Below are 18,126 nucleotides of genomic sequence, written 5' to 3' on the forward strand. Positions count from 1 at the left end.
GCGTAGGACTTATTCTTCAGCGAGTTCCAGGCTGACGATGGTCAATGCACCATCCACTTTGTCGACCGCAAACTTGATCTTGTCGCCCGCCTTGAACTGTTCCAGCATGGCCGGATCGCCTGCCTTGAACAGCATGGTCATGGCTGGCATGCCGAAATTGGGGATTTCATCGTGCTTGATGGTGATCTTGCCGGTAGCCGGATCGACTTTACGGATTTCACCGGCCACCATCGGCAAGTTGCCCTGGCCAGCCGGTGTTGTTTGCACATCAGTGGGATCGCTGGCGCTGGCCGCCATGCTGCTCAGGGGCAGGCCAATGAGGAGTGTGGCGAAGATGACGATTATCTGCAGGTATTGCATGGTGAGAGTCCTTTCAAACTGGCGATTCAGTATCGCTTTACGGGGATTGCATAGGGTTGTTCCCAGATGATTACTTAGATATGCGGGCGCTCGGATGCATATCAAGCGCCGCTCTGAAGTATTGATACTCGGGGACTGCGAGCAAAAAGTACCGGCTTTTTACAGCTCGTTACGAAATGCAAAAATGACACCATTTCGGAATATTTTGCTTGCCATCATCTAATGACAGGCTTTCCGGATGCGTCGTTGTTTGTCGTTTCGGTTCATTACGCACCGGTTTTGGCAGGCGTCACCACAATCTGTTCTTTCATTCCGGCTTCGTAATGCCCGGGTTCCAGGCAGGCGAAATCGATCTTGCCGGCGCTGTTGAACTTCCAGATCAGTTCAGCGCTTTTCCCGGGGGCGACGGTTACCTGGTTTTCGTCGGCATGTTCCATTTCCGGCATCTTGCGCATCAAGGCAGCGTGTTCAGCCAGTTCCGCTGCGCTTCCCATCACCATCTCGTGTTTCAACCCGCCGCTGTTGGTGACCTCGAACCTGATGGTTTCGCCTTCCCTGACGGTGATATTGGCTGGTGTGAATCGCATGCTGTCGTTCATGTCGACCTTGACGGTGCGCGTCGCTTCGGCTGTCTTGCCGGGCTCGCCGAATTGAGCCGGGCCTGCCTCGCTGTGGCGATGTCCGGCATCGGCGTAGGCTGCGTTGCCGACCACCAGCAGGGCAGACAGGAGGGAGGAAATAACGAGGGAAGTTTTCATTTGATGCTCCTTGAATATTGAATGATTTGAATCTTGTTACTGCTGATGCATGCCAGACATGCCTGTCATACCTGGCTTGACTACATTGACGACGGGCTCCTTGCCCGTACCGGCGTTGGCGACCGAAGCGGGGGGCTGGCCGGTATCGGGCAGGCTGGCGGCAGGGCCTTGCCATTCATAGGCGACAGTCCCGGCAGGCGCCTTGTACCAGCCGGGATCGCGGTAATCGTTGCGCGCCAGTCCGGCCCTCACCTTGACCGTGCTGAACATGCCGCCCATCTCGACGGAACCATAAGGCCCTTGGCCGCCCATCATCGGCAGCGTGTTGTCCGGGATAGGCATTTCCATGTCGCCCATAGAGCCGCCTTTGTCGCCCATTACCATATAGTCCGGAATCAGCTGGTTGATTTTCTTGAGTACCGACTTCTGGTCAACGCCGATCATGGTCGGCACGCTGTGGCCCATCGCATTCATGGTGTGATGCGATTTATGGCAATGAAACGCCCAGTCGCCCGGCTCGTTGGCGTCGAATTCGATGGCGCGCATCTGGCCCACGGCAATATCTGTGGTCACCTCCGGCCAGCGTGCGGCTGGCGGGACCCAGCCGCCATCGGTGCCGGTCACTACAAACTCATGGCCGTGAAGATGGATAGGGTGGTTGGTCATGGTCAGGTTGCCGACCCGGATCCGTACCCGGTCATGCTGCCGCACCACCAGCGGATCGATGCCTGGAAAAGCGCGGCTGTTCCAGGTCCACAGGTTGAAGTCGGTCATCTCGTTGACGCGCGGCGTGGCGGCGCCGGGTTCGATGTCGTAGGCATTCAGCAGGAACACGAAATCGCGGTCGACCCGCATCAGCGCCGGATCCTTCGGATGGGTGATCCAGAAGCCCATCATGCCCATCGCCATCTGCACCATTTCATCCGCATGCGGGTGATACATGAAAGTGCCGGCGCGTCTCGCCACAAACTCGTAGACGAAGGTCTTGCCGGGTTTGATGCCTGGCTGGGTCAGGCCCGTCACGCCGTCCATGCCGTTCGGCAGGCGCTGGCCGTGCCAGTGGACCGAGGTATGTTCGGGCAATTTGTTGGTAACGAAAATCCGCACCCGGTCGCCTTCCACCACCTCAATCGTCGGCCCCGGGCTCTGGCCGTTATAGCCCCACAGATTGGCTTTCATGCCGGGGGCTATCTCGCGCACCACCGGCTCCGCCACCAGATGGAATTCCTTGACACCGTTGTTCATGCGCCATGGCAGCGTCCAGCCGTTCAGGGTGACTACCGGCTGATAAGGCCGGCCATTGGCTGGGGCGAGCGGCGGCTGGGTACCGGCCTGGGTTTGCAATACGGCTTCCGGCAGGCTGGCGGCGGCGATGCGGCTGACCGCGCCTGCGCTGACTGCCAAGGCGGAACCTTGTAAAAAAGCGCGTCTCGATAAATGACTCATGGCTGTTTTCCTTGCACGGATGGTTTGGCGGCGACTGATGGCGGGCTCACGGGGCCGCCCAACGCCAGTTGCATGGCGCTCTCCGCCATCCAGAAATCGCGGCTGGCGTCGATGGCGGCGTTGACCGCATTGGCTTGTTCGCGGGAGTCGGCCAGCAGTTCGAACACGCTCGACAGCATGCCGTTGTAGCGCAGCAGATATTCATCCGAGACGCGTTTGCGCAGCGGCAGCACCTGATCGCGATAATGGCGCGCCAGGTCGTAAGCGGTCTGATAGTTGGCGTAAGAGACGCGCACTTGCGATTGCGCATCCAGGGCGGTTTCGGCAAGCCGGTGCGCAGCTTGCATATAGATCGATTCCGACCTGGCTACACGGGCGCCGCCCCAGTCGAACAAAGGGATTTCAAGGCTGACCTGATAGCCGGTTTCGCGCGACGCACCAGGTTCGGAATTGTGCAGATAGGCCAGTTCCAGCACGTTGATAAAGCGTGTGGCGCGATTCAATCCCAGCGTTTTTTGCAGACCGTCCACTTCCAGCTTCGACGCCGCAATATCCAGGCGCTGGGTCATTGCCAGTTGTTCGCTATCCTGCAATGACGGACGCTGCCTGGGGAGCTCGGGCAACTGCTGCGGCAGCTTGAATCCGGCTTGTTCTGCGCTGAGGCCCAGCAAGCGGATAAGCTGTTCCCTGGCTGCCACCGCCAATTGCCGCGAGCGCGCCAGTTGTACCACAGCATCGGCATGAAACGCCTGTTCTCGCGCCAGTTCCAACTGGTTGAAATTTCCAGCCTGCGCCATCTTCGCCGCCAATTCACTGCCTGCCGCAGCGGCGCTTTCGACTTGCTCCTGATAGCGCACGCTTTGGTTCGCCGCCACGCTCTGGTAGTAGGCGTCGCGGCAAGCGGCAGCGACTTGCAGGATACGGTTGGCGGTCGTCAGCTTGCGAACCTGGAACTGCTGCGCTTCGATGCGGGAAGTCACAGGCAAGGTCAGCAAGCCCATTACCGCCATGGAAAAGCTGCGATCTATCTTGATGTCGTCGCCGTTGCGGGTGCGACCGAAACTGAAGCCGGGATTCGGCAAACGGCCGGCTTGCACCCAGCTTGCTTCGGCGATCCCCAGTTCTTCGTAATCGGCCTGCAGGCCGCGATTGTTGAGCAAGGCGATCTGTACCGCATCGTCAACCGACAGGGGTTTTTGCAGCAACTTTCGCACCAATTTCTGGCTGGCCGTGCGTTCCGTTTCAGAGTTGGCTCTTTGCGGCGTCAGCCCCAGGCCAGGTTTTGCGAGCGCCGCGACGTCGCTAAAGCCCTGGTCTTGGCTCAGGCTGGCGCAACCGGCGAGGGCGGCCAGCAGCGCTGCAGGCAACAGGCGCCCGCGTAAAAAAATGAACATGAAATCCTCGATAACGGATCAATGACAGCGCAATGCGCCAGCGTTGTTTAGAGCGCAGCTAATGCATCGGCGATCGGTCAAAACTCGCCTCCCTGTAGCGGGGGCAAGGCGTTTGAATGATGACGTTATGCGAACAGAGAAGGGGGGCGTTCCGGATTTTCCGGCGTGTAGCCGACAAAACCCGACAGCGGGAAAGGAAGCGGATGGGTGATTGGCAGCGGCCGAGCCGTCGCTACGGGTGAATGCATCGGCGGCGCGCCAACGCAGCACGCTGCGCAAGAACTGCAGGAGCTTGAAGACTTGTCATGCGAAGCATGATCGTGGTCGTCATGGGCAGGCTGGTCGGCAGTTTGCGCATCAGCTTGATGATGCGCCATGCCGGCATGGCTGACATGGTTCGCGGTAACTGGCGATGCAACCACATTTGATGCAACTACATTTTCCGAGCCGCAAAAAACCATCGCCGCCGCCGCATATCCCTGTAACGGGAGTACTAGCGCCAGCAGCAAGATCAACAGGTTCTTCAGGCGGGTGATGGAAAACATGGATGCGATTCTAGCATTGATCTACAACTTGGCAAGTCCGTCGAGAATCGGGCATTCAGGCCGTGCATCGCCATGGCAATGGCAAGCCAGTTGTTCCAGCGTGCCTTTCATCGCCTGCAGTTCCTTGATCTTGTCGTCCAGTTCGGCGATGTGCGAGAGCGCCAGCTGCTTGACCTTGCTGCTGGGACGCGACTGGTCCAGCCACAGGCCGATCAGCTCGGCGATCTGCTTCATCGAGAAGCCCAGCAAACGGCCCTGGCGGATAAAGCGCAGCAAATGGATATCGCGCTCGGCATAGGTGCGGTAACCGGAATCGCTGCGGCTGGCGGCTGGAATCAGGCCGATTTCTTCGTAGTGCCGGATCATCTTGGCCGAGACGCCCGAAGCGCTGGCGGCGTCGCCGATATTCATGGCTTTATTGGACATCTGGATTCTCCTTGGCAGATAAAAGCGTAGCTGGCCGCCAGCGGCGCAGCAGCAGGGCGTTGCTCACCACGCTGACGCTGCTGAACGCCATGGCGGCGCCGGCCAGCACCGGATTCAGATAGCCCAGCGCTGCCAGCGGAATGCCGATCAGGTTATAAATAAAGGCCCAGAACAGGTTCTGGCGGATCTTGCTATAGGTGCGGCGCGAGATGTCAATGGCGTCTGCCACCAGCCCCGGATCGCCACGCATCAGTGTTATCCCGGCGGCCTGCATGGCGACGTCGGTGCCGGTCGACATGGCGATGCCGACATCGGCAGCGGCCAGCGCCGGGGCGTCGTTGATGCCATCGCCAACCATCGCCACTACGGTTGCGCTGGCCTTCAGATCGACCACTGTCTTGGCTTTGTCGGCAGGCAGGATCTCTGCATGGATCTCGCTGATGCCGAGCTGGCGGCCGACCGCATTGGCGCTGCCCCAGTTATCGCCGCTCAGCATCGCAACCCGGATGTCGCGTTGCTGTAATTGCCGGATGGCGGCCTTGGCGGTGGGTTTGATGTCGTCGCCGAAGGCCAGTAAACCGGCCACGCTGCGCTTGCCGTCTTGCTCGGTAGCCAGCCAGGAAATGGTGCGGCCATCGGCCTCCATGTTTTTAGCTTCGTTCGCCAGAGCGCAAGTGTCTACGCCCAGTTCCTGCATCCAGCGGCTACTGCCCAGATAACATTGCTTGTCGCCGACGCTGGCTTGCACGCCACGTCCTGCGACCGTCTGCACGCCGGACGCGTCAGCTGTTTGCTTGATACCTGCCCGGTCGGCGGCGGCGACCACGGCGCGCGCCAAAGGATGTTCGCTATTGCGTTGCACGGCAGCGGCCAGCGCCAGCAGATCGTTGGATGCGTTATCGGCAGCATCCTCGGCTGCATTCGCGGCCACCGGAAGATAGTTGTGCAGCGTTGGCCGGCCGATGGTCAGGGTGCCGGTCTTGTCGAAAGCGACGACGCTGATGCGATGGGCGATTTCCAGCGCTTCAGCATCCTTGATCAGGATGCCGTAGCGTGCCGCGATGCCGGTGCCGGCCATGATCGCGGTAGGCGTGGCCAGCCCCAAGGCGCAAGGGCAGGCGATCACCAGCACCGCCACTGCATTGAGTAACGCCTGTTGCCAGTCGCCTGTGCTGAAACCCCAACCGAGCAAGGTCAGCAAGGCAATCAGCAATACCACCGGCACGAACACTGCGCTGACCTGGTCGACCAGGCGCTGGATCGGCGCCTTGGCCGCCTGCGCATGCTCCACCATGCGGATGATGCGCGCCAGCGTGGTCTCGGCGCCGATGGCGGTGGTGGTAACGAGCAACAGGCCGCTGCCATTGATGGCGCCTGCGGTAACCCTGTCGCCATTTTGTTTTTCTACCGGCAGGCTCTCGCCGGTCAGCAAGGATTCGTCGACCTGGCTTTGGCCCTCCAGCACCACACCGTCCACCGCGATACGTTCGCCGGCGCGGACCACCACCACATCGCTTAGCTGCAATGCGGCGATGGCGATCTCATGGTCGACGCCGTCGCGCCGCACCGTCGCCCGTTCCGGGCGCAAGGCATTCAAGGCCCGGATGGCGTCGGCGGTCTGGCGCTTGGCGCGGGTTTCCAGCCATTTTCCCAGCAGCACCAGCGTGATCACCGCCGCCGATGCTTCGAAATACAGATGCGCCATCGCGCCATGGGGAGCGGCTAACAACAGATACAGCGACAAACCATAAGCCGCGCTGGTGCCGAGCGCGACCAGCAAATCCATGTTGCCGCTGCCAGCCTTCAACGCGCGCCAGCCGGCCCGATAGAAGCGGGCGCCAAGCCAGAACTGCACCGGCGTCGCCAGCATCAGTTGCCACCAGCCGGGCAAGGCGTGGTCGCCGCCAAACGGCATCAGCAGCATTGGCAGGATCAACGGCAGCGTCAGTACGGCGGCAGCGGCTACCGGCCACCAGCTTGGCAATGTTGTTTTTGCGGCTGTGCCTGTCTTCGGCTCGCTTGCGGGAATTGACGCGTCATAGCCCGCCGCTTTAACGGCAGCGATCAGGAGTTCGATTGCTACCGTGCCGGCGGTATTCACGGTCGCCTTTTCGCTGGCCAGATTGACCGCTACGTTTTGCACGCCGGGGACTTTGAACAAGGCCTTCTCAACCCGGCTGACGCAGGAAGCGCAACTCATGCCGGCGATATCCAGCGTCACTTCCTGCTGCCTGACCAGATAGCCGGCTTTTTCCACTGCCGCCACTAGCGGGCCGATGGCCGTAGCGCTGTCGCCCTTCACGGTGGCCAATTCAGTCGCCAGGTTGACGCTGACATCCTGTACGCCGGCGACTTTGCGCAAGGCCTTTTCGACATGGGAAACGCAGGAGGCGCAGCTCATGCCATCTATCGCTAACTGGAATTCGGTCAATGCCGGGATGCTGCTGCTCATGATGGGCTCAACTCAGGAGTGGGGACGTCTTAATGATGATGCTTCCCATGATGGGAAGGTCAAGCATCATTTTAGCAGTACGCGTTTTTAACTGTTTTTTGCTGTCAAAAGCTCTACCGCTTATACGCAACAGGCTATATAGGAGAGGGGCCGGGCAAGTTACGATTCCTGTCCAAAGCGCCATTCACCAGATAACTTGCCAGGAACACACCATGTCCAAACCAGCAAATTTCGAAAATTATCATATTCGCAAGTGGTACACCCAGATCGACGATACGCTGGCCAATGAAAACGGCGTGCTGGCCGATGGCAAGCCGTTGCGCAAGATCGTCATCGCTGCTGCCATCCATAATCCCTACGCTGGTCGTTTCAGCGAAAACCTGGATCTGATCCTGGCCAATTCTCCCGCTCTGGGACATGAATTCGGCCGTCGCATCGCCGCCGCCCTGGGGCAAGACCAGCTGGAAAGCTATGGCAAGGCATGTATCGTCGGCATCGCCGGCGAATACGAGCACGGCAATGCCTTCCTGACGCCCGCCATGGTCATGCCGATCCGCGAAGCGATTGGCGGCGGCAAGGCATGGATCCCGTCGGCCGGAAAGCGCGGCGTACCCGGCACGGAACTGGATATTCCGCTGGCCCACAAGAATGCCCTGTACGTGCCATCGCACTACGATACTGTCACCAGCCAGTTCTTCGATGCGCCCAACGCCGACGAAGTCGTGGTGGCGTTTGCGGTAGCTACCCGCGGCCGCCTGCATGCGCGCCTGGGGGGCTTGAAAGCCAATGAAATCGAGGGCAAGAACGGCCTCAACTGACCGGCAATCGCTGCGCAATTCGTGTGCCTTGAATTCAGGCTTGACCTTCCTGCCGTGGGAAGGTTTATAGTGGCTGCAGATAGATGCAGAACCAACCCACGGAGCAATACATGATTGAATTCAACGTGCAAGACATGACTTGCGGCCACTGTGCCGGCCGTATCACCAAAGCCATCAGCGATGTCGATGCGAGCGCCAAGGTGGAAATCAAGATCGACGGCCACAGCGTGTCGATCCAAAGCAACGCTAGCGCCGATGAACTGGCCGAGGCCATCAAGGATGCAGGCTACACACCGCAATTGCTGTCGTAGTCTGAATTGATGCAGCGGCGTCGCCAGACGCCGCTGCATGCATTGCTCAGCCGCTGACAGGAGAACAAAGTTCGATCAGCGATCCGTCTTTAGCGCGTACATAGGCAACCACCTGACCCCAAGGTTTTTCGACAGGTTCCTTGATGGCGACCGCGCCTGCCGCGATGGCTTTTGCATAGGCTGCACCGACGTCGTCGCTCACGAACGCCAGCTCGACGCCAAGCGGCGCTGTAGCCGGGTCGGCTTTTTGATAATGGCCACCCAGATTCATTTCTCCCATCGCGTGCGATGCAAACGCCAGCGTGGTTTCTCCTGTCTGCAATTCACCGTACTCTCCGGACTCATGCAGAAAGCGCGTTTCGAAGCCGAAGGCATCTTTGTAAAACGCCAGCGCATCAGGAACCGACGTTACGTAGACAATGGTGTAGCCGAATTTCATGTCGTCACTTTGACGCTGGCGATGTAGCGATCGATCACTGTCGGCAGCACCGTCAACGGTACGCCGCCGCATTTGACCAGTGCGTCATTGAAGCCCGCCAGGTCGAAGTGGCCGCCCAGCGCCAGCTTCGCCCGTTCGCGCTGGTGCAGGATTTCGTTGTGGCCCATCTTGTAGCCGCAAGCCTGCCCCGGCGACACACAGTAGCGGTCGACTTCGCTGGTCATGGCGGCGACGCCGCGCCCGCTGTTTTCAACCATGAACTGGATCGCCTGCTGACGCGTCCATTTCTTGGCATGCAAGCCGGTATCGACCACCAGCCGGCAGGCGCGGAACATTTGCGCCTGCAGATAACCGATCTGGCTGAACGGATCATTCGCGTACACGCCGAACTCGTCCACCAGCTGTTCGGCATACAAGGCCCATCCCTCGATAAAGGCGTTGAACCCCATCATCGAAGCAATCAGCGGCATCTCTGCGTGGTGTTCGGCCAGATACGCTCCTTGCCAGGTGTGGCCGGGAATGCCTTCATGCGCAGTGAGGGTGGCGATTTCGGACTTCGGCCACAGCGTGGTCGATTTCAGGTTGATGTAGTAAATCGCCGGCCGCGATCCGTCCAGCGCTGCGAAGTTCATATAACCCAGCGGCGCGCCTGCTTCAATATCGGGCGGCACGCGCTTGATCACCAGCGGCGCTTTCAGGTCCAGATGCGAGATTTGCGGCATCAGCTTGCGCACGGCCGCAACCCGCTCATTGCAATAGGCGATCAGTTGCTCGCGGCCCTGGTCATTATCGGCATAGAAGCGTTTGGGATCTCTCGATAGCGCCAGCAAACGCTCGCCAACCGTACCCTGCGTGATGCCCTGCGCCTTGAGGATGGTGTCGATACGCGCCTGCAGCATCTTGTTTTGTTCGACGCCGATAGCGTGGATTTCATCGGCGCTGCGGGTAGTGGTGGTTCCCAGTTTCAGCGCCCATTCGTAATACGCCGCGCCATCGGGCAAGCGATACACGCCGGCGACATCGGTCGCCTTCCCGGTCGCTTTAGCGAAAGTGGCGATCTGGCGCTCGAGCGCCGGATACACCTTCGTGTTCACCAATGCCGTCGCGCGTGCCTCCCAATCGCCTGCGATATCCAACTGCCTGGTGCGCCGGGTGATCGACGTGACCAGTTTCTGCTCCGCTGCCGGTTTCTTGCGATAAGCATTCAATTGTTTGAGCGCAGTGTGCACAATAAAGTCCGGCGGCATGATGCCTTTAGCGGCCTGCTCAACGATACGCGCACTTTCCTGATCGAGCAGACGGGCCATTGCCGCCACGCGCTCCAGATAGGCTTCGGCGTCGGCAGCATTGGCGATCTGGTGTTGCGAGTCGAGAAATTCAGGTACGGCGGTCAGCGCGCCATCCTGCTGCGTAACCGGGAATGGAGAGGTGCCGCCATAGAAGCCGCTAGCCGCGCCGCCATAGGAAAACCGCAAACCGTCTACCCCTTCAGTCGCCGCATAATGCACGCTGTCGTAGCGGATTTGCGCATCCGGACCGAGCTTGGCGCGATCCAGCGTATCCATCCGGCTCAGCATCGATTTGACTTGGCTGGCCCATGCGGCATCGCCAGCTGGCGAGCCGTCTTGCAGCCGCGACTTGAGCGCAGAGCGAGTGCCCGAATCGAGTCCCAGTGAGGTCGCAGAGGTCGGCGACAGGCGCAGGATTTCTTCCGAAAAATCGGCCAGCATGCCGCTGAATTTCTGGTCTGTCGGACTGGTTTCTTTGGCCTGTGCATGGGCCAGGCCAGGCAGGGCGGTGACGGCGGCAGCGGACAGTGCGGTGAGCAGCACATCGCGGCGGCGACGGGAAAAGGTTTGAGGCGTATCGATCATGGAATCCTTTTTATTGCAGGGGTAAAAGAATTTATGCAATTTCGGCTATATCGCGAGTGTGTAAATGATGCCAACGAAATTTCTGCGCTGATTTTCAGGAACGCCCGCTTACGATACAGAGGGAATGGCCGCTATCGCGTTCTAATGTACCGTACGATTGTATGCGGAAGTGTGAAGTGCTGCTTTAAGGCTGCTCGGCCAATTTCTTGAGAGTTGCCAGCACCTCTGGAAAATCGTGCGTCACGATTGGGCCGAATTCCGCTGCCCCGGCCCGCTAATTTCCGTAATTTAATTGACGCAACTCGGATACGGCGCAGCCTCGCCAGCCACAATCGGACAAAGCTTGATCGGATTCAGCTGCCTGAATTTCTCCGTCCATTTATTCACATCGACGGCAATCGGCGTCGCCGACGGCGCGGCTCTTTCAGCCCATTGAATCGTGTAATAGTCGCTTTGCCCTTTGATTACGGCGATTATTGCGGCTTCACTGGTTTTGCCGCCGGTGGTCGGAGAGGTGCCACATGAGGCCACCATCACGAAAGAGTCATAGCCGCTGAGCTTTCCGGCGGCGATTCCTTGCGCACTGAACGACGCGGGGCAGGCGCGCTGGAAGCCGGCCGCCATGTTTTCTGCGAATGATTTCGGGGTGACCTCCGGTTTCAGGGCGAGATCTTTCATGCCGGTGAGCGTGATCATCTGGCTCCACTCGTCGACATTCTCTTTGTCCAGCACAGCTTCGCGAATATAGCGCGGGCCTTGGGTGTTTTCAAATGCGATCTTGAAGCCTGCCGGATAGGGCAGTACTAGCAGCTGGCTGAAAATCGGCGTAATTGATTTCACCGAATAGCCTAGCTGGCGGTATTGGTCGACGCGCTTGACGGCGTCGGCTGCGTGGGTAAAAGATGCGCATGCTGCCAAGGCCACGCCTAGCAGGATTCCGCTTTTGTTCCTATTCCGGGGCCAGGACAATATATTCATATCCACCTCATTCAACTACTTCAATGATGGCGTCATGATATGTCTATTGTTTCTAAAGTGCAATTATCAAAAAAATACCCTGCAGGTTGGGCGGGGTAGTGACAGATTGCCAGCTTGAATAGAGCGAACGCACGCTGGCTTTGCTCCTTTGTCCGGCAGGTAAGCCGGTTTGCCGGTTTAAGCGAGGACGCGGCGTAGCCAATTGCCGATGTCTGCGACTTCTTCCGCGCAGACTGAATGCTGCATCATGTATTCATGCCATTCGACCTGATAGCCCAGTTGCTGCAGCAGGTCGCGCGATTTTTCTGCGCGGTCGACCAACACCACCGGGTCGGCGCGGCCATGGGCCTGGAAAATCGGCGTGTGCTGGTTGGCGGCGTGGCGTTCGGCGGCGATTTTGTCGCTCAGCGGCAGGTAACCGGACAAACACATCAGGCCGGCCAGTTTTTGCGGGTAGCGCAAGCCGGTTTGCAGCGCCATCGCGCAACCTTGCGAAAATCCGGCGATGACGATCTTGTCTGCGGCGATGCCGAGGGCGATCTGTTGCGCGATCAGGGCTTCGATCTCGGTTTGCGATTTGCGCAGGCCGCCTTCATCTTCGCGCCGGATCAGGTCGGTGGTCAGGATGTCGTACCAGGCCGGCATCACGTAGCCGTTGTTGATAGTCACCGGAATCGCTGGCGCGCTCGGGAATACGAAACGAATGCCGGGGCAACCGCTGAGGTCGAGTTCCTTGACGATAGGGACGAAATCGGAGCCATCGGCGCCGAGGCCGTGCATCCAGATGACGGCTGCGGTTGGTCTGTCGGAAGTGGAGATTTCCAGGGTTTCAAGAGTGCTAGACATGGCTTGGTCCGGGTGAAAGGTAAATGTTTGATTGAATTAAATGCGTAAAAACTGATCCATTGAAGCCACGGAAATCTGACTGCAGCCTTATTGCGGACTGCCTTTGAGGCATTGTCCGACGATGTCGCCGGCATTGGCTTTCTGTTGCCATGCCGCGACCTGGCTGCGCGCCGCGTTGCGCAGGCTGTCTTGTATCTCTTGCGCCGGCGTCAGGTTGAGCGTCATTTTATGCTCACGCATGCGTGCATAATTGGCTTCGATGCGATCCTTGACCTGGCCCCAGGATACGTCGGAAGTGCGTTTGGCGGCCTCGCTCAGTTGTGCCTGCTGCTCCGGCTTCAACTGTTGCCAGACGTCCTGGTTGATCACAGTGTAGCTGAGCGGGATGGCGTAGCTGATGGCGCTGAAGTTGCTCAGCTGGTCCCACAAACGGTTACCTGCGCCGCCATCGCCCGATGACAGCACAGCGTTCAGCTCGCCGCCAGCCAGCTTGGCCGGCACCGCAGAGAACGGCAGGTTCTCGCTGTGCGCGCCGACTTGTTCAAACACGCCGCGGCTGTTGTCGTCGTAGGTGCGGATCCGCAGCGCCCGTAGCGACGCCTGGTTCGTGACCGGCGTCGCCGACCAGATGCCGGACGGCGGCCAGGGCGTGACGTAGAGCAGATGAGCGTTCAACTTGCGTAAATGTTGTTCGACCGCCGGCTGCGCGCAATTTGCGAGCGCTTTGGCTTCGTCAAAACTGTTGACGGTAAACGGTAGCGACGACAACAGGAAGAAGGGATCGGCCGCGCCGGCGATGCCGGCAAACAGCGTCGCCATCTCGACTTTACCTTCGCTTAGCGCACTAACCTGGGCGCTGCCTTTGAACGGGTTTTGCGCTTCCTGCTCTGTGACGACGGTAAGAGAGCCGGACGGCAGCGCCGCGGCCAATTGTTTGACGTTTTCCGCAAACTGCAAATCGGCGGCGGCGGTGACGGAAGTCGCCGGATATTCGTTGATCAGATGCAGTGTTTGCGCCGCCAGCGGCGATAGCAAGCCCAGCGTCAGGACTGGCAGGATCAAGGTTTGCAAGGTTTGTCTAAGACCGGGTTTGCTAAGTTTGACGAGAGCCGCTGGCAACATGGATGCTGTCCGCTGAAAAGAGTGGAGGTGAAGAAGCTGCGCTTATGCAGGTTTGATCGCCGATTTGGGCCGGAACGCCTTGCACACCGCTTCATTGGTTTCGATATACGGACCGCCGATCAGGTCGATGCAATAAGGTATCGCAGCAAAAATACCGGACACCTTCTGCTTGCCGTCGGCATCTTTCAGGCCTTCCAGTGTTTCCTTGATGGCTTTCGGTTGCCCCGGCAAATTCAGGATCAGTGCGGCATGATCGGCAGTTTCGCGAATCACGGCGACCTGCCGCGACAGGATCGCGGTCGGTACGAACTGCAGGCTGATTTGCCGCATCTGTTCACCAAAACCGGGCATTTCCTTGGTCGCCACCGCCAGCGTCGCTTCCGGCGTCACATCGCGCCGTGCAGGGCCGGTGCCGCCGGTGGTCAGGATCAGGTCGCAATGGTGCCGGTCTGCGAGTTCGATCAAGGTTTGCTCGATGAGCGGCTGCTCATCGGCAATCAATCGGGTTTCGACATGCCATGGACTGGTCAGCGCAGCCGCCAGCCAGTCTTGCAAGGCTGGAATGCCTTGGTCCTGGTAGACGCCGGTGCTGGCGCGGTCCGAAATCGACACCAGGCCGATTTTCAAGCTTGCTGCCTGCACTGGTTCAAGATTCGTGGCGGGCATCGTAGTGATCGTCGTCGTCATCCAGATCCAGGTCAGCCAGGTCGCCGTCGTCAGCCGACGGTTTTTGCAACTGCTTCAGCAACTGGAAAATTTCGCGATAGGCTTTCGGCGGTTTGTTCTCGGCTTGTTCCTTGCGGGCATTGCGGATCATGGTGCGCACGTGTTGCACATCCAGTTCCGGATGCTGCGCCAGCAACTCGGTCAGCGCGCCGTCGTCCTTCAACAGGCGGTCGCGATGGCGCTCCAGCGCGTGCATGGCGGCGGTGTCGGCTTTCGACAGGCCTCTCCAGCTATCCAGGGTTTTCTGGATTTCTGCGATTTCGTGCGGTTCCAACGTACGCATTTTCTTGCCGACGTATTGCGTCTGGCGGCGGCGTCCTTCGTGGTCCTTGATTTGCTGGCATTCGAGAATGGCGTCGCGCACATCTTCCGGCATCGGCACGCGCTTGACGCGGTCGCGCGATTCGGCGATCAGTTCTTCGCCGAGCTTCTGCAATGCAGTCATCTCGCGTTTGAGTTGTGACTTGGAGGGACGGTCGTATTCTTGTTCGAACTCGCTGGACTGAAAGCCGCAGGAGCCCCGATTCGGATTTGGCATGATGTTAAGGGTGCTTCCTTACTGTAAACGACTGCTATGATACCCTTTTTATACCTTATTCGAAGAAAACCGACCCATGAGCGACTCCGTATTTATCCATAGTCAAGACCAATTACAACAGCTGGCGCAGGATGTGTTGCGTTATGCGCGGGAAAAAGGCGCTTCCGGCGCAGCGGTTGAAATCAGCGAAGGCAGTGGTTTATCGGTGGGCGTGCGCAAGGGCAGCGTCGAAACCATCGAGCAAAACAAGGACAAGGGCATGGGCGTCACCGTCTACCTGGGTGAGGAAGGCCATACCCGTCGCGGCAATGCCAGCACCTCCGATTTTTCAGCCAAAGCCTTGCAGGATACGGTCGAGGCGGCCTACAACATCGCCCGCTTCACGGCAGAAGACGACTGCGCCGGGTTGCCGGATGTTGATACTTTGGAAATGAATCCGCTGGATTTGCAGCTGTGTTCGCCTTGGCTGATCTCGGCCGAAGAGGCGGTGGAACTGGCAAAACGTTGCGAAGCAGCAGCATTTGCCGTCGACAAGCGCATCACCAACAGTGAAGGCGCCGGCGTCTACGCCCAGCAATCGCACTTTGTCAGCGCCAATTCGCGCGGTTTCATGGGGGGGTATCCTTTCTCGCGGCATACCATTTCAGTAGCGCCTATCGCAGGAAAAGGCAGCAACATGCAGCGCGACGACTGGTATTCGTCGATGCGCGATCCCAAGCAACTTGCCAAGCCGGAAGCAATCGGCCGCTACGCCGCAGAGCGCGCGCTGGCGCGCCTGAATGCGCGGCAGCTGGATACCCGCAAATGCGCGGTGCTGTTCGAGGCGCCGTTGGCGGCCGGTTTGCTGGGTGCATTCGTACAGGCGGTGTCGGGCGGTGCGCTGTATCGCAAATCCACATTTTTGCTCGATACCCTGGGCAAGTCGGTATTTGCGCCGCATATCCAGATCGTCGAAGATCCGCATGTCATCGGCGCGGTCGGTTCGGCCCCTTTCGATGAAGAGGGCGTCAAGACCCAGCGTCGCGACGTGGTCAAGGACGGCGTGGTGCAGGGCTACTTCCTGTCGACCTACTCGGCGCGCAAGCTGGGCATGAAAACCACCGGCAATTCCGGCGGCTCGCATAACCTCAGCATGACTTCGTCGCTGACAAAATCTACCGATAACTTCAAGGCGATGCTGAAGAAGCTGGATACCGGTTTGTTGGTCACCGAACTGATGGGGCAGGGCACCAATTATGTCACCGGCGACTATTCGCGCGGCGCATCCGGTTATTGGGTGGAAAAGGGCGTTATCCAATACCCGGTCGAAGAAATCACGATTGCCGGCAACATGAAAGACATGCTGGCGCAAATCGTCGCCATCGGCGCCGACACGCTGATTCGCGGCACCAAGCAGACTGGTTCGGTTTTGATTGAAAGCATGACTGTCGCCGGCAATTGAGCGGTCGCAGCAGGGTGGGCATGCGTGCCAACCCTGCTGTCCGGCGTGCATATAGATTTGACGTGTCGAGTTCAGCGTACTGAGCGGTAAGTGGTATTGTGCCCGCGCTTGCTCAGTACAAGTTGCCACAACTGTCCTTGGCCGGAACGGAAAAATCCCGCCGAAGAAAGTATGAAGTATTTCCACATCCGATAGAAGCGCTCGCCGTATTTGTCCTTCAACTGCGGCCAGGCGCGGTCGAAGTTATCCCACCATGCCATCAGTGTGCGGTCATAGTCCTGGCCGAAATTGTGCCAGTCCTGGATCAGGAATTTTCCTTCCAGCGCATAGGTGATTTCCTTGGCTGATGGCAAGTGGCCATTCGGGAAAATGTACTTGTCGAGCCAGACATCCCGCTTTTTTTCAGTCTCGTAGTTGCCGATGGTATGCAGCAGGAACAGGCCGTCCGCCTTCAGCAGTCGGTCGACGCCATCGAAGTATTCGTCGTAATTTTTTGCGCCCACAGCCTCGAACATGCCGACTGAAACGATCTTGTCGAATTGCCCTGTGAGCTCGCGGTAATCGATCAGTTCGATCGTGACCGGCAGTCCGGCGCACCTTGCCTGCGCGAGCTTCTGCTGTTCCTTAGAAACCGTAATGCCGACCACTTCCGCCTGATAGTGTTGCGCTGCATGACGCGCCAGGCCGCCCCAGCCGCAGCCGATATCCAGCAGGCGTTCGCCTGGCTTTAGTTCGAGCTTGCGGAAGATCAGGTCAAGTTTATGCAACTGAGCCTGCTCCAGGTTCTCGGCCTTGGGCCAGTAGCCGCAGGTATATGTCATGCTGGAATCCAGCATCTTTTCAAACAGATCGTTGCCGATGTCGTAGTGCTGTTCGCCGACCTGGAAAGCGCGCTTGCGGCTTTGCAGGTTGAAGAGTTTCTGCCGCAGGATTTCCAGGAAGAAGCCGATTTTTGCCGGACCGACCACCGTTTGCTCAAGGTCGTGGCTGGTAACCCTGAAAAAGAATTCATCCAGCTGCTCGCAATCCCAGTCGCCATCCATATACGACTCGCCGATGCCAAGCTCCCAGGTCGCAAACATCTTTTGAAAGAACGCCGGATCGTGGATTTGCATGTCCCAGGGCCGGTCGCCGTTAAGGCGGATATCGGCGTGCTCAAATAATTTGCTGATGATTTTCGCGCTATTCGTATCTGGGATCATTGGCGTTGGCTGGCCGGCTTTCACATTATTCATGCAGTAATTCCCTTTTTAGTTGGAGTTATTTAGACACGGATGGAATCTTTGCGTGAGGCAGCTTTATGAGCGGAATTCTGTCATGGAAGCTCGGAGGTAAAGGGTAGCACTGCTTTGCCAGGTTGAGGTCAAGAAAGCGTTAAGTTCGATTAGGCTGACTTCGACGGCAAAAAAAGCAAGCGCTTGCGCAAGCGCTTGCTTTGCACTAATATTGGTTTCAAATCAGGTCGCCGGCTACATTTCCCGGTCGAGGTGGCCTAGGTAAAAAAGCATAAACGCTTGGAGACAAATGAAAATCCCGTATTTCCACGAGGCGATCCGACCTCGCCATCCATTGTCAAAAAATATCTATATTGAGCATTCGCTCACATCAGGATGCTGTCGTCTATTGGCGATTGCTTGACGGCATGCCTATGC

At 58.5% G+C, this 18,126-nt stretch carries 18 protein-coding genes; 3 read left to right on the forward strand and 15 right to left on the reverse strand.

What is annotated here, in order from left to right; genetic code table 11:
* Positions 1 to 9: 9 nt before the first annotated feature.
* The 7 genes from LT85_RS08040 to LT85_RS08070 all read right to left on the reverse strand — a co-directional run bounded on the left by LT85_RS08040 (position 10) and on the right by LT85_RS08070 (position 7,381).
* A complete protein-coding gene (locus LT85_RS08040) occupies positions 10 to 360 on the reverse strand; it encodes a copper-binding protein (protein ID WP_038487258.1) in 351 nt (116 codons plus the stop codon).
* 266 nt (positions 361 to 626) lie between these two features.
* Positions 627 to 1,118, reverse strand: a complete 492-nt coding sequence (locus tag LT85_RS08045; protein ID WP_038487260.1) for a cupredoxin domain-containing protein — start codon at positions 1,116 to 1,118, stop codon at positions 627 to 629.
* 36 nt (positions 1,119 to 1,154) lie between these two features.
* On the reverse strand, positions 1,155 to 2,564 hold the full coding sequence (locus LT85_RS08050; RefSeq protein ID WP_038487262.1) for a multicopper oxidase family protein: 1,410 nt from the start codon (positions 2,562 to 2,564) through the stop codon (positions 1,155 to 1,157).
* Complete coding sequence (locus LT85_RS08055; protein ID WP_038487264.1) at positions 2,561 to 3,958, reverse strand: TolC family protein; 1,398 nt, start codon at positions 3,956 to 3,958, stop codon at positions 2,561 to 2,563. Before LT85_RS08055 ends, LT85_RS08050 begins: the two co-directional genes overlap by 4 nt.
* A 125-nt stretch (positions 3,959 to 4,083) precedes the next feature.
* Entirely contained in the window at positions 4,084 to 4,503 is a 420-nt protein-coding gene (locus LT85_RS08060; RefSeq protein WP_038487266.1) for a hypothetical protein, read from the reverse strand.
* A gap of 21 nt (positions 4,504 to 4,524) precedes the next feature.
* The gene (gene cueR, locus LT85_RS08065) at positions 4,525 to 4,914 is read right to left on the reverse strand and encodes a Cu(I)-responsive transcriptional regulator (protein WP_038495471.1); all 390 of its coding nucleotides are present in this window, start codon (positions 4,912 to 4,914) and stop codon (positions 4,525 to 4,527) included.
* A gap of 4 nt (positions 4,915 to 4,918) precedes the next feature.
* Complete coding sequence (locus LT85_RS08070; RefSeq protein WP_052134886.1) at positions 4,919 to 7,381, reverse strand: heavy metal translocating P-type ATPase; 2,463 nt, start codon at positions 7,379 to 7,381, stop codon at positions 4,919 to 4,921.
* A gap of 212 nt (positions 7,382 to 7,593) precedes the next feature.
* On the opposite strand from LT85_RS08070, the gene LT85_RS08075 reads away from it, so the two are divergent.
* Together LT85_RS08075 and LT85_RS08080 are read left to right on the forward strand one after the other, a co-directional pair.
* Entirely contained in the window at positions 7,594 to 8,199 is a 606-nt protein-coding gene (locus tag LT85_RS08075) for an amino acid synthesis family protein (RefSeq protein ID WP_038487268.1), read from the forward strand.
* Positions 8,200 to 8,309: 110 nt separating this feature from the next.
* Positions 8,310 to 8,510, forward strand: coding sequence for a heavy-metal-associated domain-containing protein (locus LT85_RS08080; RefSeq protein WP_038495476.1), 201 nt, complete (start codon positions 8,310 to 8,312; stop codon positions 8,508 to 8,510).
* 46 nt (positions 8,511 to 8,556) lie between these two features.
* On the opposite strand, the gene LT85_RS08085 is transcribed toward LT85_RS08080, so the two are convergent.
* The 7 genes from LT85_RS08085 to yjgA all read right to left on the reverse strand — a co-directional run bounded on the left by LT85_RS08085 (position 8,557) and on the right by yjgA (position 15,033).
* On the reverse strand, positions 8,557 to 8,949 hold the full coding sequence (locus LT85_RS08085) for a VOC family protein (protein ID WP_038487269.1): 393 nt from the start codon (positions 8,947 to 8,949) through the stop codon (positions 8,557 to 8,559).
* Complete coding sequence (locus tag LT85_RS08090; RefSeq protein WP_038487271.1) at positions 8,946 to 10,823, reverse strand: DUF885 domain-containing protein; 1,878 nt, start codon at positions 10,821 to 10,823, stop codon at positions 8,946 to 8,948. Before LT85_RS08090 ends, LT85_RS08085 begins: the two co-directional genes overlap by 4 nt.
* 288 nt (positions 10,824 to 11,111) lie before the next feature.
* The gene (locus LT85_RS08095; RefSeq protein ID WP_156117469.1) at positions 11,112 to 11,741 is read right to left on the reverse strand and encodes a hypothetical protein; all 630 of its coding nucleotides are present in this window, start codon (positions 11,739 to 11,741) and stop codon (positions 11,112 to 11,114) included.
* A 237-nt stretch (positions 11,742 to 11,978) separates the two neighbouring features.
* Complete coding sequence (locus LT85_RS08100) at positions 11,979 to 12,647, reverse strand: alpha/beta hydrolase (RefSeq protein ID WP_038487273.1); 669 nt, start codon at positions 12,645 to 12,647, stop codon at positions 11,979 to 11,981.
* Positions 12,648 to 12,734: 87 nt separating this feature from the next.
* Positions 12,735 to 13,769 (reverse strand): TRAP transporter substrate-binding protein, encoded by a 1,035-nt coding sequence (locus LT85_RS08105; protein WP_038487275.1) that lies wholly within the window; start codon positions 13,767 to 13,769, stop codon positions 12,735 to 12,737.
* A 42-nt stretch (positions 13,770 to 13,811) separates the two neighbouring features.
* The gene (gene mog, locus LT85_RS08110; RefSeq protein ID WP_052134892.1) at positions 13,812 to 14,435 is read right to left on the reverse strand and encodes a molybdopterin adenylyltransferase; all 624 of its coding nucleotides are present in this window, start codon (positions 14,433 to 14,435) and stop codon (positions 13,812 to 13,814) included.
* Positions 14,416 to 15,033, reverse strand: a complete 618-nt coding sequence (gene yjgA / locus LT85_RS08115) for a ribosome biogenesis factor YjgA (RefSeq protein WP_038487277.1) — start codon at positions 15,031 to 15,033, stop codon at positions 14,416 to 14,418. The genes mog and yjgA overlap by 20 nt, the downstream gene beginning before the upstream one ends.
* 76 nt (positions 15,034 to 15,109) lie before the next feature.
* Between yjgA and pmbA the strand changes: the two genes are divergently transcribed.
* Positions 15,110 to 16,474: a metalloprotease PmbA gene (gene pmbA / locus LT85_RS08120; RefSeq protein ID WP_038487279.1), complete on the forward strand. Its 1,365-nt coding sequence runs from the start codon at positions 15,110 to 15,112 to the stop codon at positions 16,472 to 16,474.
* A 71-nt stretch (positions 16,475 to 16,545) separates the two neighbouring features.
* On the opposite strand, the gene cfa is transcribed toward pmbA, so the two are convergent.
* Positions 16,546 to 17,709 (reverse strand): cyclopropane fatty acyl phospholipid synthase, encoded by a 1,164-nt coding sequence (cfa, locus tag LT85_RS08125; RefSeq protein ID WP_038487281.1) that lies wholly within the window; start codon positions 17,707 to 17,709, stop codon positions 16,546 to 16,548.
* Between the last annotated feature and the right edge of the window lie 417 nt (positions 17,710 to 18,126).

Source organism: Collimonas arenae (assembly GCF_000786695.1).
GTDB lineage: Bacteria > Pseudomonadota > Gammaproteobacteria > Burkholderiales > Burkholderiaceae_D > Collimonas > Collimonas arenae_A.